This is a genomic window from Mesorhizobium sp. B2-5-3 (genome assembly GCF_006441005.1).
Classification (GTDB): Bacteria; Pseudomonadota; Alphaproteobacteria; order Rhizobiales; family Rhizobiaceae; genus Mesorhizobium.
Window position 1 is genome coordinate 444,873 of sequence record NZ_VFUS01000006.1, and the last position, 23,101, is coordinate 467,973.

Annotated in this window: 18 protein-coding genes; 14 read left to right on the forward strand and 4 right to left on the reverse strand. The window is 58.9% G+C overall.

Going from position 1 to position 23,101, the window contains the following annotated elements; translation table 11 throughout:
* Position 1: 1 nt before the first annotated feature.
* The gene (locus FJ867_RS17365; protein WP_140499399.1) at positions 2-1,435 is read right to left on the reverse strand and encodes a basic amino acid/polyamine antiporter; all 1,434 of its coding nucleotides are present in this window, start codon (positions 1,433-1,435) and stop codon (positions 2-4) included.
* 265 nt (positions 1,436-1,700) lie between these two features.
* On the opposite strand from FJ867_RS17365, the gene FJ867_RS17370 reads away from it, so the two are divergent.
* Positions 1,701-3,131 carry a basic amino acid/polyamine antiporter gene (locus FJ867_RS17370; protein ID WP_140556218.1) on the forward strand — a complete coding sequence of 477 codons (1,431 nt, stop codon included), beginning with the start codon at positions 1,701-1,703 and terminating at the stop codon, positions 3,129-3,131.
* Here FJ867_RS17370 and FJ867_RS17375 read toward each other — a convergent pair.
* The gene (locus FJ867_RS17375; protein ID WP_140556217.1) at positions 3,128-4,183 is read right to left on the reverse strand and encodes a helix-turn-helix domain-containing protein; all 1,056 of its coding nucleotides are present in this window, start codon (positions 4,181-4,183) and stop codon (positions 3,128-3,130) included. The two genes, FJ867_RS17370 and FJ867_RS17375, sit on opposite strands and share 4 nt — an antisense overlap.
* A 471-nt stretch (positions 4,184-4,654) precedes the next feature.
* Here FJ867_RS17375 and FJ867_RS17380 point away from each other — a divergent pair, with 471 nt between their 5' ends.
* The 13 genes from FJ867_RS17380 (at position 4,655) to FJ867_RS29320 (ending at position 20,911) form a co-directional block, all read left to right on the forward strand.
* Positions 4,655-5,848 (forward strand): succinylglutamate desuccinylase/aspartoacylase family protein, encoded by a 1,194-nt coding sequence (locus FJ867_RS17380; protein WP_140674487.1) that lies wholly within the window; start codon positions 4,655-4,657, stop codon positions 5,846-5,848.
* 79 nt (positions 5,849-5,927) lie between these two features.
* Complete coding sequence (locus FJ867_RS17385; RefSeq protein ID WP_140818004.1) at positions 5,928-7,370, forward strand: amidohydrolase family protein; 1,443 nt, start codon at positions 5,928-5,930, stop codon at positions 7,368-7,370.
* Between the two features lie 266 nt (positions 7,371-7,636).
* Positions 7,637-8,218: an HdeD family acid-resistance protein gene (locus FJ867_RS17390; protein ID WP_140499407.1), complete on the forward strand. Its 582-nt coding sequence runs from the start codon at positions 7,637-7,639 to the stop codon at positions 8,216-8,218.
* A 15-nt stretch (positions 8,219-8,233) separates the two neighbouring features.
* Positions 8,234-9,367 (forward strand): efflux RND transporter periplasmic adaptor subunit, encoded by a 1,134-nt coding sequence (locus FJ867_RS17395; protein ID WP_140556215.1) that lies wholly within the window; start codon positions 8,234-8,236, stop codon positions 9,365-9,367.
* On the forward strand, positions 9,364-12,525 hold the full coding sequence (locus FJ867_RS17400; protein ID WP_140818006.1) for an efflux RND transporter permease subunit: 3,162 nt from the start codon (positions 9,364-9,366) through the stop codon (positions 12,523-12,525). Before FJ867_RS17395 ends, FJ867_RS17400 begins: the two co-directional genes overlap by 4 nt.
* Before the next feature lie 238 nt (positions 12,526-12,763).
* Entirely contained in the window at positions 12,764-13,471 is a 708-nt protein-coding gene (locus FJ867_RS17405) for an META domain-containing protein (protein ID WP_181168378.1), read from the forward strand.
* 18 nt (positions 13,472-13,489) lie between these two features.
* On the forward strand, positions 13,490-14,671 hold the full coding sequence (locus FJ867_RS17410) for an alpha/beta fold hydrolase (RefSeq protein WP_140499415.1): 1,182 nt from the start codon (positions 13,490-13,492) through the stop codon (positions 14,669-14,671).
* A 38-nt stretch (positions 14,672-14,709) separates the two neighbouring features.
* Positions 14,710-15,417: an MgtC/SapB family protein gene (locus tag FJ867_RS17415; protein WP_181165254.1), complete on the forward strand. Its 708-nt coding sequence runs from the start codon at positions 14,710-14,712 to the stop codon at positions 15,415-15,417.
* A gap of 62 nt (positions 15,418-15,479) precedes the next feature.
* A complete protein-coding gene (locus FJ867_RS17420) occupies positions 15,480-15,680 on the forward strand; it encodes a hypothetical protein (protein ID WP_140499417.1) in 201 nt (66 codons plus the stop codon).
* A gap of 110 nt (positions 15,681-15,790) precedes the next feature.
* A complete protein-coding gene (locus tag FJ867_RS17425) occupies positions 15,791-16,729 on the forward strand; it encodes an AraC family transcriptional regulator (protein WP_140499419.1) in 939 nt (312 codons plus the stop codon).
* Between the two features lie 654 nt (positions 16,730-17,383).
* Positions 17,384-18,454, forward strand: a complete 1,071-nt coding sequence (locus FJ867_RS17430) for an AraC family transcriptional regulator (RefSeq protein WP_140818008.1) — start codon at positions 17,384-17,386, stop codon at positions 18,452-18,454.
* Positions 18,455-18,986: 532 nt separating this feature from the next.
* Complete coding sequence (locus FJ867_RS17435) at positions 18,987-20,054, forward strand: helix-turn-helix domain-containing protein (protein WP_140630375.1); 1,068 nt, start codon at positions 18,987-18,989, stop codon at positions 20,052-20,054.
* Positions 20,055-20,305: 251 nt separating this feature from the next.
* Complete coding sequence (locus tag FJ867_RS29320; protein WP_140521310.1) at positions 20,306-20,911, forward strand: L,D-transpeptidase; 606 nt, start codon at positions 20,306-20,308, stop codon at positions 20,909-20,911.
* Between the two features lie 137 nt (positions 20,912-21,048).
* Here FJ867_RS29320 and FJ867_RS17445 read toward each other — a convergent pair whose 3' ends face one another.
* A complete protein-coding gene (locus FJ867_RS17445) occupies positions 21,049-21,501 on the reverse strand; it encodes a universal stress protein (protein ID WP_140499425.1) in 453 nt (150 codons plus the stop codon).
* Positions 21,502-22,173: 672 nt separating this feature from the next.
* Complete coding sequence (locus FJ867_RS17450) at positions 22,174-22,998, reverse strand: Ku protein (RefSeq protein ID WP_140517447.1); 825 nt, start codon at positions 22,996-22,998, stop codon at positions 22,174-22,176.
* Between the last annotated feature and the right edge of the window lie 103 nt (positions 22,999-23,101).

The following is a 23,101-nucleotide window of genomic DNA, read 5'->3' on the forward strand; positions in this document are numbered from 1 at the left end:
TTCAAGGTGCGATGGCGCCCGTCAGCAGCCCGTAGGCTCCGATCAGGCCAGCGATGAGCGTGACGGCGAACACGAAGAGTTCGGCGAGCGTGAACAGCTGCAATTTCTGCTCGCGCCGCGCCCAGACGTAGAGGATAGTTCCGGGCGCGAAGAGGACGGCAACAAGCAGCACGTATTTGAGCCCGGCGGCGACGAACATGAAGACCGTGTAAATCGCCGCGATCCAGGCGAAGATCTGGTCGCGGCCGCGCTGATCCGGCGTCTTTTCATAGCCAACGCCGCTACGAGCGAGCAGGATGCCGTAGCCAGCCACGAGCAGGTAGGGCAGCAACGCGGTGACGCTCGTCATGTCGAGCATGAAGTTGAACGCGTCCCGCGACCAGTAGGTGGAGATCACGAAGAGCGATACGACGATGTTGGTGAGCCAGAGTGCATTAGCGGGAACCTTGTTGCCATTCTGCGCTGCGAAGAGCCTTGGCATGTCCTCCGACTTCGCCGCCGCGAACAGCACCTCGGCGCAGATTAGGGACCAGGCGAGATAGGCGCCGAGCACCGAGATCAGAACGCCGATCGAGATGAAGACCGCACCCCAGTGACCGACGACCGCTTCGAGAACGCCGGCCATCGACGGCTGCTGGACACCGGCGACAGCCGATTGCGGCAGAGCCGCGTAGGGCAGCAGCGTGACCGCTACCATCAGGCCTGTGACGCCGACGAAACCGAGAATCGTCGCCGTACCGACGTCGGAACGCACCTTGGCAAAGCGGGAATAGACGCTGGCGCCCTCGATGCCGAGGAAGACGAAGACCGTGATCAGCATTGTGTCGCGCACCTGGGCGATCAGGGACTTCGGCGGCATGTCCAAGCCGCCGAAGAAATTCTCGCGGAACTGCCCGAAATGAAAGAAGAAGATCAGGAGCAGGATGAAGACCAGGATCGGCACGATCTTGGCAATCGTCACGACAGTATTGATGAAGGTCGCCTGCTCGACGCCGCGCAGGATCATGAAGTGGAAAGCCCAGATGCCGATCAACGAGACGATGATGGCGATGGCGCTGCTGCCGTCCCCAAAGATCCCGGGAAAGAACCGCCCCAGCGTCGAGCCGATGAGCACCCAATAGAAGACGTTGCCCAGGCAACTACCGAGCCAGTAGCCGAAGGCGGACAGGAAGCCCATGTAGTTGCCGAAGCCGGCCTTGGCATAGGCGAAGACGCCTGAGTCGATGTCTGGCCTCTTCTCGGCCAACGCCTGGAACACCCGCGCCAGCATGTACATGCCGGTTCCCGCAATTGCCCAGGCGATGATTGCGCCGAACGGACCTGTCGCAGTCGCGAACCGGCCAGGCAGATTGAAGATGCCCGCGCCGACCATCGATCCCACAACCATGCTGGTCAGCGCAAACAGCGAAAGCTTCTGATTTTCGTTTGAAGTCATAAACCGCTCTCCTGGCTGCGCGAACCAGAGTTCGCGATCAGACGCCTCGCCGACACGTCTCGGTCCAGCAAGGTTATGTCTGATCAGAAGCAGTAAATTCGAATATCGGCAACCGGTTAAACGAGCCAAGGCAAAGGTTTTGGACGTCAGGTATACTAGTGGGATTTTATGCCAATCACGTGGGCGCCAGATTCGAGATAGGTTGCAGGCGTAACAATGAGGCCGCTGGACCGCCGTCCGCTAAGGAATTGTTGATCCAAATTCAATGAACTCGACCGTTCAGCAAAAATTCTCGATATGGACCCTGACGGCTATGGTCGTCGGTTCGATGGTCGGCGCGGGCATCTTCTCTTTGCCGCAGGCTTTTGGTCGCGAGACCGGTCCGTTCGGGGCCATGATCGCTTGGGCCATCGCTGGCGTCGGAATGCTGATGTTGGCCTTCGTCTTCCAGACCTTGTCGGTTCGCAAGCCGGACCTCGATGCGGGCGTGTATGCCTATGCCAAGGCCGGCTTTGGCAACTATCTCGGCTTCCTCTCGGCCCTCGGTTACTGGTCTGCCGCCGTTCTCGGCAACGTTTCCTATTTCGTGCTGATAAAGTCGACGCTGGGGCTTTTCTTTCCTGTGTTCGGCGATGGCAATACCATCACGGCGATCGTCATTTCCTCGATGCTTCTGTGGATCGTACATTCGCTGATCCTGCGGGGCGTCAAGGAAGCGGCGGCGATCAACACCATTGTCACTTACGCCAAGATCATTCCGATCTTTCTCTTTATCATCTTCGTTATCTACGGCTTCAGCGCCGATGTCTTCACGGCCAATTTCTGGGGCGGGGAAGAAGTCAGCGTTGGCAGCATCGCGAGCCAGGTTCGCGGGACCATGTTGGTGACCGTATTCGTCTTTGTCGGAATCGAAGGCGCGAGCGTCTATTCGCGTTACGCACGCAACCGCGGGGATGTCGGGGTCGCGACGCTCCTTGGTTTTCTCGGCGTGCTCTGTCTGCTTGTGCTGGTCACCATTCCCTCCTACGGGATCATGCTTCGTCCTGAACTGACAGCGCTGCGCAATCCCTCCATGGCCGGCGTATTGGAAGCGGTGGTCGGGCCATGGGGCGCCAAGTTCGTCAGCTTCGGCCTGCTGATCTCCGTTGCCGGTGCCTATCTGTCCTGGGTGCTGCTGGCCGCTGAAATCCTGTTCACCGCATCACATCACCAGACCATGCCGCGTTTTCTTGCGTATAAAAACAAGCATGGCGTGCCGTCGCGGGCGCTCTGGCTGACCAATACGGTCGTGCAGGTTTTTCTGGTCCTGACGCTCTTTGCTCAACAGGCCTTCAGGCTCGCTCTCGAGCTGACCAGTTCCATGATCCTCATCCCATATCTTCTTGTCGCCGCTTACGGGGTCAAGCTCGCATGGGGCGGCGAGAGCTACGAGAACGACCCCGTAGCGCGGCGTGTCGACTTCGCAAGGGCGGCGATAGCATTGATCTATACGGCCGGTCTCATCTACGCCGCCAGCGCCAAGCACCTGCTGCTCTCGGCCGTCATCTACGGACCGGGCACGATCCTCTTCGTCATGGCTCGGAAGGAGCGGGGGCAGAGGGTGTTTACTCCCGCCGAGATGGGGATGTTCGTCGTCGCCGCACTTGGCGCGGTCGCGGCAATCTACGGCATCCTTGCCGGCGCCATCGCAGTCTAGGGCCCAAAGCTGTTTCGCAGCAGAAGACCACTCAGCGTGTGCGCCCTGCTGTCAGGCTGGCTGATCTGCTGCGAGCTCGTGGCTTGGGCGCCTTGCCAGCCTTCCACGCGTGCCTCCTTTGGCGTAATGCCGAATTCCTTCCTGAACATCCGGCTATACGCCGATGGATCCGTGAAGCCCCAATCCCCGGCAATGGCGGAGATCGGGCGCCCATCCAAGCTGTTGGAAAGTATATCGCGTGTCTTGAGCAGGCGTTTGTGGCGAATATAATTCGAAACACCTCCGGCCGGTTCGAATATCCGGTAGAGGCGAGAGCGGGACACACCGAGTTCGCGGCAAAGCCTGTCGGATGCCAAGGACTGATCATTCAAACTTTGTGCAATGATTTTGGCAGCGCGCTCGGCGATCACGGCGTCGATCACACGCTTCGCCTCGGTGATGCGGTCATGTGATGGCGACACGCACGCAGCCAGCAGATTGGTGGTGGCAGTGGCAATGTGCGACACATCCACGGCCCTCAGATCGGAAAAGGAACGGTGCAGCAGAAGCATGTAGTCTGCCAGGAGTCTTTTCGACTCCTCACGTATTTCAATCCTGGACGATTGGATGAAAGGCAGGTCGCGTGGCAGGAAAACGGCAAGGAGGGCGTCGTTCTCCATCACGCATTCGTAGGGCTCTGCAAAAGATTGCAGGGTCGTTCTCACGACCTGCCAACTTCCAGGAAGCCTGCCCTTGGACAAGGGCAGGCTCAAATACCAATTGTCCACCGAAGGGTTTTTCAAATGCCGCCAGCGACAGCGGTAGCCACTGCCAGGCAATTCGAGGAACATGACAGCCAACGTTCCCAGATCCCACACTGTTTCATGTGCTGGAAACGAATGGCTCCGTTCTTGCATAAGTTCAGTGTCGGCAACGCCTTGATACCAGGTTCGAAACAGGTCGAATTGCTTAGCAGGTGGTGCCGTGGAGGTATCGATGTCGACGGCGCATTGCAGGGACTTCTCGGCACCTGCTCCTCCAGATAGCCCGGCGGCATGAACCATAGCATCCATAGCAACTATCCGTCTTTGTTGGTGCAACACGGGTTATTGCAAGAACATTAGTTCATTCTAATATATACAACTCCGGCAAGCAATGTTGAAGGTGGATGTAATACCCTGTCTACTACCAGCATAGAAGCATGTTAATCAATCGTTAACATGCCATCTGGCCCATTTGAGGTATCCACCAGGAATTCGTGAACTGGGCTTAATTGTACCCGACGGAAGTTGTGGAGGTGGCTGCGTGATATCCGAGGCTTATCAGACCGGTTGTGGTGGCTCTCAACTCAGTATGCAAGGCATCCCAATCATAGACCACCAGTCCATTTTTCTTGTTGGAGGCTGTACTCCCTGAAATGTCTTGTGGGACTAATGCCCGGATACCACGCGCACAACGGGAATCGGTAAGGACGATCTAGCCGCCCTCGCAGGCGTCACCGCGAGATCTGCAGCATGATCCTCATCGGCAGGGACCACACAGCCATGGCGCATGAAACCAGCGAGGGCCTCGGACGTCGCGACTTCATGATCGCATCGGTCGCTACCATCGGCGCTGCCGCTGCGCTCATGGCCGGGCCGGCGCAGGCGCAAACGGGCTCGGCACCTGCAAGCGCGTCTCCCGCAGGGACGTCGGGGACCGTCTATACCGGCGATGTCATCGACGGAAAGAAGGTCATCAGTTCGCTTGACATCTCGGATCTGAAACCAGGCAAGCACAGCTTTTATTTCCAGGGCGTACAGATGCCGACGGGCCAGCACTGGTACGTCTCGGTGATGGTCGCCAAGGGGGCAGCCCCAGGCAAACGACTGGGGCTGATGAGCGGCGTGCATGGCGATGAAATGAGCCCCATTCAAACCGTGCAATCCGTAATGCGTGAGCTCGATCCGGCCGCGATGTCGGGATCGGTGGTGGCGGTACTCGACATTTCGCGCCCCGCAATGGAAGGCATGGAACGGAGATGGCCGAATTCGGGGCGCGGGATCGACCTGATCGACATCAATCGGTTGTTCCCTGGCAACGAGGACGCTCCCGACGCGCCGACGCGCCACGCCGGCCTGATATTCAACCGGCTTCTGCGGTCAAACCTCGACTACGGGATCGATTTTCATACAGCCGCCACGGGCATGGACGCGACGGCGTTCCACCTTGCGCGCATGGATCTCCCCGAAGTGCGGGCGATGGCGGAACTCTATCCGGTCGATCAGATTTTCGACAACTTTGGCGAGCGAGGTCTTCTCGCCAATGCCCTCATCGATGCCGGCATTCCCGCCTTCACGCCCGAGATCGGCAAGCCGCGGATCTTCGATCACGACATGATCGCCCTGTTCGTCGAAGGAACGATGAACGTCATCAAGCACCACGGAATAATTTCAGGCCCTATCGGCAGAACCAGCAAGGATTCGAGCGTTTTCGTCGCGGACGGCATGTTTCCCGTCACCGCGACGCATGGCGGTTTCGTCGAATTGTTGGTCGAACTCAATGAGACCGTTCGGCCCGGACAGAAAGTTGCAGTCCAGAGGAACACCTTCGGCGAAATCGTCGCGGAATATTTCGTGCCTCTCGGCGGCGAAGTCGGCGCCAGGCGGACCGATGCAACAGCCGAGTCGGGGACTCCGATCGTATTCCTCATCTTTGACAGCGCCAATCCTGTCGGCGGCGATGTGTTGGTCGAGTAACGGGACCTGAAACGACAAGAACCGCGACACGAAGCGCCGTCCGGCAGGTGTCAGTGTCGCTCAACCGAAAGCAAAAGACATGCTGCGGCTAGGCTCGAAGTACGGTCACCTCGTTCACAGTTCCGGTTGCGGTTGTCTCAATCCCGATCTTCAACGAGTCTCTCGTCGTCTGGAGGCCTTTTCCAGGCGTAGTTTTCTCTCCGGTTTCGGGGCTGCCGCCATCGCCGGGGTGCTGACAAAGCCGTCCTTCGCGCAGACGGCCGCGCCCCCTTCCAAGATCCTGTTTCGCGAAGTCCGGCTATTCGACGGCAAGTCGGGTACGGTGAAGGACGGAGCGCAAATCCTGGTGGAGGGCGGCAGGATTTCCGGAATCGATATGACGAACGCCCCTCCCCCGGAGGACGCCACCGTCATCAAATGCCGCAATGGCGTTCTCATGCCAGGGCTCATCGACGCGCATTGGCATGCGATCTTCGCGGCGGTCCCGGTCAACATCCTGCTTAACGGCGACCCGGGGATTATCTTCGCAGCGTCCACCGCCGAGGCGGATCGCACGCTCAGTCGCGGCTTCACCACCATACGCGATCTGGGAGGTCCCTCCTTCTCCTTCAAGCAGGCTATCGACACCGGGCTGATCCCTGGCCCGCGCATCTATCCCTCCGGCGCGATGATCACGACCTCCGGGGGCCACGCCGATCTTCGCCTGCCAAGCGAGGTTCCGCGCGACGGCGGCAAGCTCAGCAAAGGTGAACTCCTGGGGGGAGCGGCCATCGTCGACGATATCGGCGACCTGAAGATGCGGATCCGGGAGCAGCTTCTCCAAGGCGCGTCACAGATAAAGTTGGTGGGCGGCGGTGGCGTATCATCGCCCCGCAGTCCGCTGGACATCGTCACCTTCAGCGAAGAAGAGCTGCGGGCAGGCGTCGAGGTGGCACAGGATTGGAGCACCTACGTTACCGTGCACGCCTATACGTCTCGCGCGATACGACGCGCGCTGGCAGCTGGGGTGCAGTCGATCGAGCACGCGCATCTGATGGACGAGGACACGGCGGCGATGATCGCCGAGAAGGGCACATGGCTAAGCACCCAGCCCTTCCTGACGGCGGAGGACACCGGCCCGCTGACGGGACCTAGCGCCGACCGCGCCCAGGAGCTTTTCTCAGGGACGCCGAGGATATATGCCTTTGCTCGCAAGCATGGCATCAAGACGGCCTGGGGTTCCGACGTGCTGTTCTCGCCTGCGTTGGGTCCGCGCCAGAGCATGATGCTCACGCATTTGGCCAACTGGTACAAGAACGCCGAAGTCCTGCAGATGGCCACCTCCGGCAATGCCGAACTGCTCGCACTCTCCAATCTGCGCAACCCTTATCCGGGCAAGCTCGGCGTCATCGAAGAAGGAGCTTTCGCGGACCTCTTAGTCGTGGACGGCAACCCGCTCGACGACATCCGGCTGATCGAGGATCCGCATAAGAACTTCGTCGTCATCATGAAGGACGGCCGGCTTCACAAGAGCACCCTTTGAGAGTCAGCGGAAAACCGTATGCCGCCTTCACTTCCCAGCAATCAGTTAATCCGACACGGCCTCATGGTCCTGACGAAGCAAGGCCGCGAGAAAATCTCGACTAGGCAGTGGTCGTCATCGGGAAATCTCGCCGCGAGGCAACCAGACAGGCTCCTGACGCTCCGTCCGGCAGACTTCTTCCTGATACTTTCCATTGAGCGCTCTCGGCTCTCTTCTCTGCCCCCAGGGTGCGAGATCGATATTTAGAACCTGCATGGAACGGGGACATGCCAGAAAAATCGGATCACCCACCTGCAACGCCATATGAACGGGCCGAAATCGAGCAGGGCAAGTGGCGCAGGTTTCTGCTCTTTGGGCTCCTCCTGCTTGCGGGCGGCGTGTTTTCAGTCGCAGTTCCCAGCGTTTCCAATTTCGCATCCAACGTCGTGTTCGCCGTGGCCCTGATGGCAGTCGGCGTCATCAAGGTCATCCAATCGCTCTGGATCAAAAGTTGGGTGGGCTTCGTGTGGCAGGAACTGACCGGCTTCTTCGAGCTCATCGGCGGCATCATGATTTACTTCAATCCTATCAAAGCATCGGCCGCAATATCACTGTTCATAGCGTTTGTACTATTTGTCCACGGTGTTCTTCAATTAATCATCGCCGCTGAAGTCAGGAAAGTCGGCGGCTGGTATTGGTTCGCCGTTTCCGGAATCGTGGCCATATTCGCTGCTTTCTCCATACTGCTGAAGTGGCCGATCGTCAGAGAGATGCCGACTGGCTTGGTGGCCGGATTTTCCATGATGATTGCTGGACTGGCGTATCTCGTCATTGCCCTGAGCGTGCGCAGGACGAAGATTTTGTCTTGAGAGCAGGATCCGACGATGATGAAAAGCAATTTTGACTTTCGAGCCAGGGTCGTGGCGGCCGCATTGCTAGTCAGCGTGGGCGGCTTCGCGGGAGCGGCACGTGCGCAGACCGCGGCGACGGTGCCAGTGGTCGTGCAGAAGGTCCAGTCCGGTCCGGCAAACGCGCCGCTGACATACAACGCGCAGGTCGAGGCGATCGATGCGGTCGACATTCAGGCGCGCGCGTCCGGCCTGCTCAAGGAGATCAGGTTCTCCGAAGGCCAGCACGTGAAGGAGGGCGATCTGCTTTTCGAAATCGAGCCGGATCAACTGTCGGCGGCGGTAATGTCCGCACAGGCGCAGGTGGCCAGGACCGAAGCCACCCGCAACGCCGCGCGACAAAGCCTCTCACGCGCCAGGGACCTGCTCAGCCGCAGGACTATTTCTCAGGCCACGTTGGATGACGCGCAGGCTGCATTCGATGTCGCCGCGGCGGATGTTCAAAGCGCCAATGCAGCCCTCAATACGGCCGAACTCAATCTTTCCTATGCTCAGATCAGGTCTCCCATCAATGGCACCATCGGCCGCTCCCTGGCGACGCGCGGTAATCTCGTGGGGCCCGGCTCCGGATCATTGGCGCGCATCGTACAACTCGATCCTATCCGCGTCGCATTCTCGATCGCTGATAGCACTTTGGTCGACATCAGGCAGAAACTTGCCGGTGGCCAGAAGATCGATGCGAACAAATTCCACCTGAGTCTGTCTCTCGCCAACGGCACACAATTTGCTCTGCCGGGGCGGGTGCAGTTCATCGACAACGAGGTCAATCAGCAGACCGGTACCGTCGCTGTCCGCGCGCTGTTCCCCAACCCCGACCACATTTTGGCGCCTGGCCAGTTCGTCCGGCTAACAATCGTCGACGAAGAAGCCCGGAAATTGCCGATGGTGCCGATGGCGTCCGTTCTTCAGGACCGCCAGGGCAAGTTCGTCTTCGTGCTCAACGACAACAATACCGTGACCAGGCAGGCGATCACGACCGGTGCGCGCATCGACAATCGCTGGGCGGCGACGAGCGGATTGGAAGGCGGCGAAACGATCGTCGTCGAGGGCCTGCAACGCGTTTCCGATGGTCAGCAGGTCACCCCCCGCGAAGCGGAGGGTACGCAATGATCTCGGACCTCTTCATCAGCCGCACCCGGCTCGCGATCGTCGTCTCGATCATCATTTCGATCGCCGGCGGGATCGCGGTGTTTTCCCTTCCCATACAGCAGTATCCGCAGATCACCCCTCCAACGGTGACGGTGTCGGCCTCCTATCCGGGAGCAAGCGCGGAAGTCATCGCCGACGTGGTGGGCGGCCCGCTGGAGACGGCCATCAATGGCGTGGACCACATGATGTACATGTCGTCCACCAGCTCCAATGCCGGCCAATACACGCTATCGGTGACCTTCGAGGTCGGAACCGATCCCGAGACAGCACAGATCAACGTGCAGAACCGCGCTCAGCTGGCGATCTCGCGCCTGCCGGCAGCGGTCGCGCAGCAAGGTGTCTCCGTGCGTGCCCGCTCGCCGGATTTTATCCTCGGCATCGCTTTCTATTCGCCGGACGACAGCCTCGATGCGCTGGCGATCACTAATTTCATCACCACGACCGTCGCCGACACGATATCGCGCGTGCGGGGCGTCGGCGAGGCTTCGGTCGCCGGGGCTTCGGAATACTCGATGAGGGTGTGGCTCAACCCGCAGCGCATGGACGCGCTTAGCCTGACGCCCGACGATGTCTCGGCCGCCATCCAGCGGCAAAACATCCAGGCGACGCTCGGACAGGCCGGCGCCCCCCCGCAGGCGCAGGGCTCGGAGCTGCAATACACTCTGGTCGCGCAGGGGCGGCTGAGAAGCGTCGAGGAATTCGGGGACATCGTCGTGCGCACGGGCTCGGCGGGGGCCAAGGTCTACCTGCGCGATATCGCGCGGCTCGAGCTTGGCGCGCTAAGCTATGCTTCGAGCGCCAGCTTCGCCGGACACGCCTCGGCGATGATGCAGATCAACCAGTCGCCCGGCGCCAACGCCATCCAGACCGCGGCGTCGGTCCGCGCCGAACTGGAGCGCCTCTCGTCACGCTTTCCCAAAGGCATGCAGTATCACATCGTCTACGACGCGACCCGCTTCGTGAATGCCAGCATCTCGCTGACGGCCAGAACCCTGCTTGAGGCGTTCCTGATCGTTCTCGCAGTCACCTACGTCTTCCTGCAGGATTGGCGCGCCATGTTCATCTCGGCGCTTGCCATCCCGGTTTCCATGCTCGGCGCCTTGGCGGTGCTGTTTGCCGCCGGCTATTCGCTGAACATGATTTCTCTTTTGGCGCTGGTGCTGGCGATCGGCCTGGTGGTGGACGATGCCATCCTTGTCGTCGAGAACGTCAAGCATGTGCTGGAGGATACCCCTGACATCGCGGTCGCCGACGCCACGCGCAAGGCGATGCACCAGATCACTGGGCCGATCATTTCCACGACCTTGGTGCTGCTTGCCGTGGTGACGCCGACTGCGTTTCTCGGCGGCATAGGCGGCCAGCTCTACCGGCAGTTCGCCGTGACGCTGTCTTCGGCCCTGGTGATTTCCTCCTTTGTCGGATTGACCCTGAGCCCGGCGCTGGCCGCACTGCTTTTGCGGCGCGATGTGGGCCATTTCAAGCGTGGCCCGCTGGCCTGGTTCACGGCATTCATGAACAAGACGCGTGACGGCTATGGACGCCTCGTCGGGTTTCTGGTGCGGCATTGGTACGTGCCGATGGCGGGATTGCTTGCCTGTTTTGCCGCCGCCTATCTGATCTTCACCGGGCTACCGTCGACTTTCCTGCCCGACGAGGACCAAGGCGCGTTGTTCGTCGACATCCAGTTGCCCAATGCCGCTTCGCTCGACCGCACGAAAGCCATCGTGGAGGACGTGCGCAAGATTCTGACCGACACCGGAGGCGTGCAAGACGTCATCACGGTTGCGGGGTTCAGCATCCTTCAGTCGACGAGTTCGCCGAGCGGCGCAATGGCGGTCGCGGCGCTGAAGCCCTGGGACGAGCGCAGGTCCAGCGAACTGCAGCTCGCCGGCATCCTGCAGGCGCTGCGGATGAAGTTCTCCCAAATTCCGGGCGCGAACGTCGCCGTGTTCGCGCCGCCGGCGATTGCCGGCATCGGCTCGGTCGGTGGCCTGGACTTCCGCCTGCAAGCGCTTGAAGGACAGCCGCCACAAGAGATCGCGCAGGTCGTCGGCGCCCTGCTTGGCGCCTTCAATCATCTGCCGGAGCTCGGCGGGGCCGCCACCACCTTCAGCGCCAATGTCCCGCAGGTCTATGTCGAAGTCGACAGAACGCGCGCCGAAGCGCTTGGGGTAAGCGTGTCGGACGTCTATTCCACCATCGGCGCGGCCTTCGGATCGCGCTACGTAAATGATTTTACGCTCAATGGCCGCGTGTTCCAGGTCAATCTGCAGGCCGATGCCGATTTCCGTGCCCATGCGGAAGACATCTTGAACCTGCATGTGCGTAGCCGGAACGGCACCATGGTGCCCTTGAACAATCTGGCGTCGTTGACGACGATCCTGTCGCCATTCGCCATCCAGCGTTACAATCTCTCGGTCGCCGCTCCCATAAACGCCATTACCGCACCTGGAAGCAGCAGCGGCGGCGCCATGGACGCGATGGAGAAGACAGTGGCCCAGCTGTTGCCGAATGGCTATGGCTTCGAGTGGTCAGGCCTGTCGTTTCAAGAGCGCCGCGGCAGTGGCCAGGAGGGGCTGGTCTTTGCGCTGGCGTTCCTCTTTGCCTATCTCTTCCTTGTCGCCCAATACGAGAGCTGGTCGCTTCCGTTGATCGTCATCCTTTCGCTCGGAGCGGCTCTCTTCGGCGCCATAGCGGCATTGAAGGTCTTCGGGTTGCAGAACAGCCTCTACGTGCAGATCGCCATCGTGCTGCTGATCGGGCTGGCGGCGAAGAATGCCATCCTGATCGTGGAATTCGCCAAGGAGCGGCGCGATGAGGGACTAAGCATAATGAAGGCGGCGCGGATCGGGGCCGAGCAGCGCTTCCGGGCCGTCATGATGACCGCGGTTTCCTTCATCCTCGGGATCATTCCTCTTGTCGTGTCGACTGGTGCCGGTGCGGGCGCGCGGCGGGCTGTTGGCGTCACAATTTTCGGGGGCATGGCCGCGGCTACGACTATTGGCCTGTTGATCATCCCCTCCGTCTATTTTGTCGTCCAGAAAGCAACCGAGTATCTGTCGTCCCGGCGTCGGGGAGATCGTACGGAACGCCTCGATACGATCGAACCATCACATTGAGGTTCGTCCTCGCCAAAGGGCGGTCGAAATGGCCCGCGGCAACCATTTATATTCTTGGAATCTCAATTCTTGGCTTTGCGTCCATTTTTTCGCCGAACGGACTCCTTCTCCGAAACGCGACGATGGACTGAAGACCGGATGTAGGTACATTCGGCGCAATATCTGGCGAAGTTGCCCCCAGAGGCCGGTTTCCGGGCGGCCTTCGAATTCAGTGACGCATCGTCTGGAGGCTGCAACCGTGAGTCCAAAGTCCTGCTCATCCTTGCCGTTGGCCGCTTTGCTCGCGGTGTTGTCGCTGTACGCCACCGCAACGAGCAATGCGGAGGCTGCCTCGTTGGCTGCACGCGGCAACGAACCCGGCTGGCAAATCAGCATCTCGGACACCGCGCTCAGCTTTAACGCCTTAGGGGGCGAGACCTTCACAGCTCAGCCGGCTCCGCGTCCCACAAGGCAAGGCGACGCCGACACCTATCTGGCGACGGTAGACGGCCGGCAACTCGCGCTGACCATCGCTGCCAAAATATGCGTCGATACCATGAGCGGAATGCCATACCCCCAAACCGCGACCGTCATCCTTGGCGACCGGAAATTTGAAGGCTGCGCCGGAGAGCCGGGCGACCTCCTTCACGGAGATTGGCTCGTGGACGAGATTCGAGAAGAAACCACGGTCGCGGGTTCGAAACCCACCCTTGCCTTCGAGCCGGATGGACGCATCCATGGGAATGGTTCGTGCAATCGGTTCTTTGGCGGCTTCGCCTTGACCGGAGAAGCGCTGACGATCTCGGAAACCGGCTCGTCCAGGATGATCTGCGATCAGCCCCTCATGGATCAAGAGCGCAATCTTCTGGAGGCACTCGGGTCCGTCCGTCGCTTTGAAGCCCCACAGACAGGACGAGTGCAACTGTTGGACAAGGATGGCCAAAGGCTGGTGAGTTTACGAAGATAAGCCGGCGCGGCCAGCAGCATGCAGAACCCCGCAGGACGATTTGTGTTGGTTATCTCACTGGCGTTGCTGGTGCAAAGCTGCGCCGGTCCAAGAGCCGTGACGGGCCTTGCCTCGCCTGTACAAATTAGCAACGAAATGTCGGCTATTTCCTTCCTGATTGCCACCACGCGCACAAGGTTCCCCACCTCCGAACCGCCCTATTCGCGGGATCGTTCCCCGACATTGAGTTTTTCGCAGTTGACTGTCGTCGTGCCGGCCACACACCGGCCGGGCGTCGTCGAGACGTCATCGACATCACCCGATCCGAAGCGCCATTTTTCCGCTCGTGATCTTGTCCGCTTCGAGAACAGAGCATCCTTCGCAGGTCGGTTGAACGGGATGCTGGCGAAGCGTCCGCCTTCGGAGCGCGAGGTGTTTATCTTCGTGCACGGCTACAACAACAATTTTGCCGAAGGCCTGTTTCGTAATGCCCAAGTCGTCCACGACTACCGCATCTCCTCGGTTCCGGTTCATTTCTCCTGGGCGTCGGCGGGATCTATCGGCGCCTATCTTTTCGATCGCGATAGCGCTCTCCAGGCGCGGGACGGCTTGGCCGAAACGATCGAAATCGCAGCTCGATCGAACGCTAGCGGTGTTTTCATCGTCGGCCATTCCATGGGCGCGTATGTCGTAATGGAGGCGCTTCGCACCCTTGTATTGCAAGGTAAGGCGGCGGTTACCTCAAGAATCCGCGGCGTCTTGCTTGCCGCGCCCGATATCGATCCAGATGTCTTCAGCAGCCAAGTCAGGGACATACCCCAACTGCCGCACCCCTTCACGATCGTTGTCTCTCGGCGAGATCGCGCCTTGAGCCTGTCGCGGCGCATTGCAGGTGGCCAGCCACGAGTCGGCAGTGGCTTCGATATCCCGCTCCTTCAGAAAAAGGACATTCAGGTTATCGACATTTCCGACGTGGACGGCGGCGGCCACAGCGGCTTTGCAACGTCGGAAACACTGATGAAGCTGTTGAGGTCCGGGCCCCTGCTGCGCCGTCTCATCGTGAACGAAGATATGCCGGTCGAAGACAAAGCCGAAGAGACCCGGCAGATCATCTTCGATAACGCCTCCCTCGTTCTCCATCTGCCGCTCACAATCCTGAAGCGGTCGGCATCCCGGCAATCCGTGTCCCAGCAGCCGGCGTCCGAGATCGGCGCCATGTGATGAAAGCCCCTGCATTTTGAATCAGACGGAATGAACATTTGGAAGCTGAAGTCGCGATAACTCAATCAATCCTGCTGAAGCTCGTGCTTGCGTTGCTGCTCGGCGCGCTGATCGGTGCGGAACGCCAGTACCGGCAACAATATACAGGACTTGTGACGCACGCGCTGGTCGCACTGGGCGCGGCGGCATACTCCTCGCTGCCGGGCGCTCTTGGCTCAGGTCTCGATCTTAGAATGGGGGCTCAGGTCGTAACCGGCATTGGCTTCCTTGGCGCCGGCCTGATCATCAGGGACGGTTCCAACATAAGAGGGTTGAGTACGTCCGCGACGATCTGGAGCACTGGCTCTGTCGGGGTCTTCGTAGGCTTTGGCTTTCTGCTGCTGGCCGCGGAAACCGCAATGCTCATTATTATACTCAATTCGCTTCTTCCTAATTTCTCAAGATTCTTTCGAAGGCACTCTCAGGAACAACCTGCCGTCGAATACACGTACACTATAGAGATCGTATGCTCACGAGATAATGTTTATTTGCTCAGATCGATTCTGCTTCAGACCATCAATACAAACCTCCTCCGCCTACGCTCCCTTAACAGCCATCCCATCAATGAGGGCGACGCCATGAGAATAGAAGCAACGTTGTTCAGCAACCGTGATGATGCGCAATCAGTCGAACGCGTCGTCGCTCACCTCGCGCTCGACTCGAATGTTCAGTCGGCTTCCTGGGAGCCGGAAGAAAAGACCGAATAGAGCGAAAGCCAGAAAGACCCTCGACACCACCTCGAAACGTCAAATTTTAAGGAGCTGCTACAATGGAAGGAAACACCAAGGCCTTGTTGGCAAACAAATTGATAGCTATCGGCCTCTTGCTCATAGGCTTTCTCATTTTTGCATCGGGCTATCGCTATGGCTCTCCATCGAGCATCATGGTTGGCTGTCTTCTCTTTGCTATCGGAATCATTCTTCTGATTATAAAGATCGCCCGCAGAAACAAGCCGGACTCGGTTGCTTGACTTATCGAGTTGGACGAAAGCGATCGCGTCCAACTCCAGTCCGGACAAAAGACTTGGAGAGGCCCTCGTTGTTGGAGGCTCCTAACTGGTACGCCCGCCAGTATAATTCCGTGGTCGCGCGCACCCGCGAGTCCGATCCCGACGCGGAATTCCATATCCAGCAGATTGGCGAGCAGCGCCATGCATCGAGCCTTGCAACGATAGACTATGGCGACGCGTTCGTCCTCGATTTGCGGGACAAGGGTGGCATCGCCATGTCCGGGGCGATCAATGACGATGCGTTGACGGCGGTGTTCCTCTGGGGCGAAGGCACGACCTTCAACGGACAACGGAGTGAAGTACCGCAGTTGCGGATCATCGGCCCGGGAACAGAATTCAAGCTGGAGATGCCAGGAAGCTATCGCCTCATGCGGATCGGTCTGCGTGGGTCCGCGCTCGAGTCTCTGCGCACGGCATCAGCCTCCCACCTGGGCCAGAGGACCGCGCTGATGCCAGGGATACATGAGCAACGCCTCACGGCAGGAGCCGAGCTGGAGCTTCAGCAGAGGCTGCTGCGAACCGTCGGGTTCGCGGAAGCTGCAGCACAGCGTGGCTATGACCTAAGTGCCGGCCTGGCCGTTGCGGCGAGCGAAGCGGGCGCCGCGCTCGCGCGGGTGCTTTCCCTCACGGAGCAACCATCCCCCCGCGCCCTCGGTTCCAGCGATCGGCGCGATATCGTTGATGCCACCCTGGCCATTCTGGAGGCAAGGCCTCATAGCCCTGTTTCCGTCAGTGCAGTCTGCGAGGTACTGGGCATTGGCGAGCGAATGTTGGAGCGCGCCTTTCAGGAACGTCTGGGAGTCAGCCCTCGAGCTTACGAGCGGGAGCGGCGGCTTCGGGCCGCGCACGGCCTTATCCTGACGCAGGGCGATCGCCTCTCGATCACCGACATCGCCATGAGCTTTGGTTTCTGGCACCTGGGCCGTTTCGCTGGAGCCTATACGTCAATCTTCGGATGCTCCCCCAGTGAGGCGCGTCGGCGCTTCTGGAGACACGCAGCACCAGACTGATGGGATGCTCAAACCTGCCGATCCGAGGCTGGTTAACGCGGTGCCTCAGGCATTTTGATCAGGATGGGAAGACGATGAAGCCGTCGGCTCCTGTGGACGGAGGCAGTCGGCAGAAATGCCGGATCCCCGGCGGTCGGCGAATCCTAAAGCCAACGACACACCTACGCGTAGGGCCTCATCACAGCTATGTGCAGCCCGCATTCGGCCTAGTTGCCTGCTGAACCACCCCAATCCGAGAGCTTTCGGGCACTCCGTCGGAAAGTGGATAGAAATTGGTTGGCCGTCAGGAGATTCTGATGGCGCGACCTCAGTGGGGCCGCAACAAACCTTCCGACCGGTTGGTCGCAAGCAAGAGAAACGCAAGGTCACTCCACATGGCGCGCTCGGCGCCGATGAGAATGGCCATAGTCGCAAGGGTAAATACGATGCGAAAACGCTGTCCCAGCTTCCACGAGAAATAAACGCATTGTCTACGTTTGGGATTCCTAGCCCACTCTAGGGGAGCATCTCCGGCTTAAGATTGCCTCAAAATCAATCTCATCCGCGGCGGCAGGTTGAGGGTGTGTTTTTATTGTCGGTTTCCTTGCGGGAAACGGCCTGCCGACCTCTTGAGCTGCCTATACTTCGGCGTCTCATGTACGACAGGAGTTTGTTATGGACGCGAGAGTAACCGCTGCCGGCATTCCCACCGACCCTTTTGCGGATGAGCCTCTAAGATGCGCCATCGACGTAAATAGCTTGTCGGCACCCCCAGCCGAACAGTTTGATTTCTATCGATCATGGTTTGCTGGGGTTGCCGAAATACAGCTTCTTCGGGCCGAGCACGCCGTGTTCCCGGCTCGTCATCAGGTATGGCAGTTGGGCGATCTGGCGTTGAGTTCCATCGAAATCCCAGGCTCCGGCTACGAGATACAATGGGAACATCGCAGACGGTCCCTGTTGGATCACTGGATGCTGTCCGTGCCGTTCTCGCAGTCTGCTGCCGGCGAGATGATATCTCGTCGGCCCCGCATGAGGTGTCTGGCCTTGCCCGATGTTGGAGTGAGCAACGATGATCTGTTCATCACACTGTTTCTGCCCCGCACATGGCCGGCAACCAGATCATCGAAAATCGAAGCCAGCGACGAGGCACTGGATTTTCTTGCGCACTACGCCGTTCTGCTGCACCGCTCACTTCCTCGTTTGAGAGAAGCGGATCTGCCCCATATCGTCACCGCGACTGCCAACATTTCCGCGGCTGCTCTTATGCCGACAAAAGATCATCTGGCAGAGGCGCAAGGGCCTGTGAACGCGGTGTCTGCCGCTCGGATTGCCAAGCGTATCGCAGAGAGGTTGAGCGATCCCGACTTGACGCCCAACAAACTCTGCCGTGCGGTCGGTGTCTCACGCTCCCGTCTCTACCGGATTTTCGAGCCGGTGGGCGGTGTGTCCAACTATGTGCGGCGCAAGCGGCTGCTGAAAACGCGCGACGCTCTAGCGGACAGTTCGGACAGGCGAACGATCTCCAGCATTGCCGAAGTATGGGGCTTCCAAGATCCGTCTACCTACAGCCGGATGTTCAAAACAGAGTTCGGCATCTCTCCAAGGGAAGCGCGCGAACTCGGGTGGCGGGGCGTCAAGCATTCGACCTGGCTGACTGTGGATGAGCCCCTCGCGGATGCTGGCATCCTGAGCAACCTTCTGATCAACAATTCATTGGGATTGTCCCTTTCTTCAAGACAGTGACGGATTCCTGGCAGAGGTCGGGGCGCCTGGAGATCATCCCACAAGCTACAAGAAATATACGTCAAACCCATATTATGGATTCCTCGCATATTTTTCAAAAATCGATGACCGTTTAAGCTCGGCCGTGTCCTCGTCATTAGCATCACGATTTTCGATAACTCCACTCTGGATTTTTAATTGTCAGGACCGTCTCCTTGCGAAAAGCACATCGTTCATTGTTGATCTGCTAGCTCGATAGGAGCTTGTGATGGAGGTAACAGTACGAAGCGATACTCTTGGCGAGCCGATCGCTGGAGCAGTTGCCATACACGCTGCCGACATCCGCACATCATCGATTCTGCTGGCTGGGCGAGATGTTCTTGTCGACTGGTTCTATACCACCCAAGCAGGTGCGGGTGTCAGGATTTCAAGTCCCATAACCTCGATCTCGCCGCGGCTACATCCGCCGGGGATGAGCCCGATACGTCTGGTCTCTTGATCGAGAATTCCATGGGGTTGCCGTCACCCTCTTTCAAGCAATGAGTTTGCCTCAATGCAAGACAAGCCATCAATTGTCAGCGAAAGCGAAACGATCGGGACCCCAGAACCTCTAAGATGCGTCGTAGACGTTGATACCTCGCAGGCGCCACCGCCCGAGCAATTCGACCTTTTCCGGAGTTGGCACTCAAATATAGCCGACGTCGAATTGCTGCGAGACGAGTTCGGCTCGTTCTCTGCGCGCGAGCGGGCGTGGCGGTTGGAGAGCCTCGTGCTGGCTTTCATCGAATATCCCGGGATGGGGTACCGTCGGCGGTGGCGCAGCAGAAAGAGTCCGGTGTTCGACCACTGGGCTCTTTCGGTGCCCCAGACAATCCCCGCGGGCGGCGGCACGCCAAGAATGGGACAGCTGCGCTGGCAATGCCTGGGTGCACCCCATGAAGACCAGGGTGAGGATGACGGTGTCCTTGCGCTATTCCTTCCGCGGGATTTCGCCTTCTCGCAACCCTTCACGCTCGATATCCGGCCCGAGATGGCCGCATTCGTCGCCGACTATGTTCTGCTGCTCTATCATTCCTTCCCCCATCGCACGGAAAGCGACGTCCCGTATGTCGCATCGGCGACCACCAGCCTGCTTGCCGCGTGCATTTCCCCGTCCCGGGATCACTTTTTCGAAGCACAGGAGCCGATCGATGCGGTCATCATGGCCCGCGCGAACAAGATCATAGTAGCCAATCTGGCCGACCGGAATCTGACACCGGGAAAGCTCTCGCAAGACCTCGGCATTTCACGCTCTCGACTTTATCGGATTTTCGAACCAGCCGGAGGAATCTCGCACTATATCCGGCGACAGCGGCTGCTGAAAACGAGGGACGCGCTCGGAAACATCGCGGATGGACGCCCGATTTCGAGCATTGCGGAGGAGTGGGGCTTCATGGATCCCTCGACATATAGCCGGACATTCAGGCGCGAGTTCGGAATCTCGCCCAAAGAGGCGCGGGAGGCGGGCTGGCTGGGCCTCAAGCACCCTCCGTTGGCGGAGCGGTCGAACAACGGCAAACCTTCTCTGAACAGCCTCCTGGCCAACAATTGCCTTCTCAGCCATCAGCTTTCGACTACGTGATTGGAGTCTTCGGCTGAGGTAATCTTGTCGAAGACAAGAGTGAACCCATTCCTTGGCGAAGCTGGAGATTGGGCGCCGGTTCGAACTGCCCGCCGGGAACACCACGCAGTCTGACGAGGCGCTCGTATGACATAAGAGATTGCACCCTCAGCGGAGAGGCCGATGTCAGAAGTGTTGGTCCCGATAGCGCAGGCTCATCGAAGCTCATAAAATACCAGCCAAGAAGTCATTAAATTTCGGAGGTTCATTTGGTGAATTCTTTGAGCAGACGATCCGTGATCGTTGGGGGAATATCATTTCTGGCGCTGTCCGGGCATGCGGAAGCTTCCCAAAAGAGTTGGTATATCGGGAGAATTCCAGATAAGCCTTTTGACATCCCTCTCGTAGACAAGACGCGCATCCCCCGGCAATTCCGTCGGCAAACAGTGCCTTACTTGGGTAGGGAAACCGCCGGAACAATCCTAATCAACAAGCAGGAGCGCTTCCTGTACTATGTCGAAGACGCAGGCAGGGCGATCCGCTTCGGCATCGCTGTCGGTCGGGATGGACAGCGATGGGGTGGAGAAGCCATCGTTGAACGAAGAGCCCAATGGCCGACCTGGACCCCCACCGCCAACATGCGACGCCGTAATCCGAGCTTGCCGCAGCGCGTTCCGGGAGGCCCAAACAATCCTCTCGGCGCCCGGGCGCTGTATCTGTATCGCAATGGCCAGGACACGCTGTATCGCATTCATGGGACCAATGAGCCGTGGACCATTGGAAAAGCTGCATCATCCGGCTGCATCAGGATGTTGAACGAGCATATTTTTGAACTCTTCGGAACGGTGCGCAACGGCGCGCGCGTTATCGTTGTCTAGCCTGCGGCAATCATGAATGCCATTGCGCGGCACCTCTAAATGCCGAGGCCGACGCGTGGAGACATCCTCGTCACAGGACACCGTCTCTCCGGAAGCTTGAGCGCAGAGGAAGCCGGCGCTTCTCCGGTTTCGTTTGGCTACCGCACGACCAATACAGGCACACTTCCATCCGCGAGAACCTCCGACGTCTGGCTTCCCAGCAAAAGCTTTCTGATGCCACGACGGCCATGGGAAGCCATCACAATCAGGTCGCAGCCTCGTGACTTGGCGGTGTCGATAATCGCCTTGGCCGGGTAGGTATCCGGGACATGTAGAAATTCTGCGGAAACCCCCATCCGGTCGGCTGCCTCCCTGACTTGATCGAGGACTTGCCCTGCGAATTCCTTGCTCGCGGCCTCAAAACTATCAACCTCCTCCTGCGAAGGAATAGACCCGGAGGTAAATCCGGTTCCATAGTCAATCAGCATTGGCTCCGTGACCGTGACAACTGTCGCCTTGGCAGCCAAGGCTTTCGCCAGGGCTATCCCCTGCTCAACGCCCTTCCTGGCGACGTCGGAGCCATCCGTGCTCACGAGGATATGAGTGTACATCTGAGTTCTCCCTGCCTGGTCGACCACGGTTCCGGCAACACCAACACTCGTCGAGATATGCACGTTGGTGCACTGCAAGCCCTCTCTTGGACATCCAACTCACGCCGCTTGTATCGCGACGCTGGGCACATTCGGGAGCGGACGCACCATCTCCAAACCGCGGAGGAATAACGCTAGCCCGGCCCGACGATCACCAATTGCCTTTTCGTGTACCAGCTATGGTTAAATCACAGACAAGACGACAGATATTCGCAATGCCTTTGTTGCCCCTCAACCTACAATTCATCGAGTCATTGCGTTATGTGCAATTTATCCCAATGAATTGCATCTCGTCCAATTCTCCTTATTGCGACGTGCATATGTTGGCGATTCCCCTTTCGACCCCAAAATCGAACAATATGATTTGATCAATGTATCTTTCGGTGAGTATCTCCATGTGAAAAGAAGCACATTATTGACTGGAGGGGCGGCAGCCGTCACCGCCTGTCTGCAAAGCCCGCCTTTTCGCAGTCGATGGGACGTGCATCTTGGGGTTAAAGGCGACGCGCCCCTGCACCGCGCGAATGACTCGGGCGGAAGCCCCGAGCCCGAGCGACCAATCGATCTTTTCTGATCCCGGCACAGGATCGTTTTCGGTCATAATTCGAAGAAAGCAGACAGCCAAATCCGCGACTATGCCGATTTGCGTCCGGCTTTGGCTTTGGGGCGGTCCTTGATGCCTTCCTTGGCGAGACTCTTGCGGAGAACCGACGCCAGATCGATAACGTTCTCCTTGGGCGGGGGCACCGGTTTGGGCGGCTGCTTGCCCTTGCGTTTTGCGTCGATCAACGCGATGAGCGCATCCTCGTAGGTGTCTTCAAATTTCGACGGATCAAACTTGGTCACTTTTTTGTCGATCAGCAGGCCTGCGATTTCGAGCAGTTCCTGGTCATATTCATGGCTTTCCAGGTCTTTGAATACGGTCTCTTCCGAGATCATCTCGTCATGGGTCCGCAACTCGGTAAGCAGCATTCCCTTGCCATATGGCTGTATCACGACTTCGCGCCCGCGTTGGTACAGCACCACGCAGGACCGCGCCGCCACGCCCTTCTTGGCCATCGCTTCGCGCAGCACGGAGAAGGCCTCGGTGGAAGCGCCGTCGGCAGGGATCAGGTAATAAGGCTTTTCCAGGTAGCGCGTGTCGATATCCTTGATGGCGACAAACTCGTCGACCTCAAGCGTGTGCTCAGACGTCATCTTCAGCTTTTTGATCTCGTCCGGTTCGACCTTGATGAAATCGCCCGCGTCTGCCTCGTAGCCTTTGACTTGGTTTTCGCTATCGACGACATCGCCCGTCTCTTCGTCAACATAGGCAGCCTTGACGGGCAATCCATCTTTCCTATTCAAAATCTTGAAGTGGATTTTCGATGCCTCACTGGTTGCACCCACAAGCTTCACTCCGCACGACACGGATCCGACTTTCAGAAACCCTTTCCAAACTGCTCGTGGGGCCGCCATGCAGTCCTCCTGTCGCGCCGATCCTTGGCACAAACGTCAGCCGGATCGTTCCGTTCCGCCCGCCTGATCAGCATCGACGCACGCGATCGCATCACGGATGGTG

Coding starts and splice junctions, on each gene's coding strand:
- FJ867_RS17365 (WP_140499399.1), bottom strand. CDS start 1,435: ATGACTTCAAACGAAAATCAGAAGCTTTCGCTGTTTGCGCTGACCAGC.
- FJ867_RS17370 (WP_140556218.1), top strand. CDS start 1,701: ATGAACTCGACCGTTCAGCAAAAATTCTCGATATGGACCCTGACGGCT.
- FJ867_RS17375 (WP_140556217.1), bottom strand. CDS start 4,183: ATGGATGCTATGGTTCATGCCGCCGGGCTATCTGGAGGAGCAGGTGCC.
- FJ867_RS17380 (WP_140674487.1), top strand. CDS start 4,655: ATGGCGCATGAAACCAGCGAGGGCCTCGGACGTCGCGACTTCATGATC.
- FJ867_RS17385 (WP_140818004.1), top strand. CDS start 5,928: ATGCTGCGGCTAGGCTCGAAGTACGGTCACCTCGTTCACAGTTCCGGT.
- FJ867_RS17390 (WP_140499407.1), top strand. CDS start 7,637: ATGCCAGAAAAATCGGATCACCCACCTGCAACGCCATATGAACGGGCC.
- FJ867_RS17395 (WP_140556215.1), top strand. CDS start 8,234: ATGATGAAAAGCAATTTTGACTTTCGAGCCAGGGTCGTGGCGGCCGCA.
- FJ867_RS17400 (WP_140818006.1), top strand. CDS start 9,364: ATGATCTCGGACCTCTTCATCAGCCGCACCCGGCTCGCGATCGTCGTC.
- FJ867_RS17410 (WP_140499415.1), top strand. CDS start 13,490: ATGCAGAACCCCGCAGGACGATTTGTGTTGGTTATCTCACTGGCGTTG.
- FJ867_RS17420 (WP_140499417.1), top strand. CDS start 15,480: ATGGAAGGAAACACCAAGGCCTTGTTGGCAAACAAATTGATAGCTATC.
- FJ867_RS17430 (WP_140818008.1), top strand. CDS start 17,384: ATGGACGCGAGAGTAACCGCTGCCGGCATTCCCACCGACCCTTTTGCG.
- FJ867_RS17435 (WP_140630375.1), top strand. CDS start 18,987: ATGCAAGACAAGCCATCAATTGTCAGCGAAAGCGAAACGATCGGGACC.
- FJ867_RS17445 (WP_140499425.1), bottom strand. CDS start 21,501: ATGTACACTCATATCCTCGTGAGCACGGATGGCTCCGACGTCGCCAGG.
- FJ867_RS17450 (WP_140517447.1), bottom strand. CDS start 22,998: ATGGCGGCCCCACGAGCAGTTTGGAAAGGGTTTCTGAAAGTCGGATCC.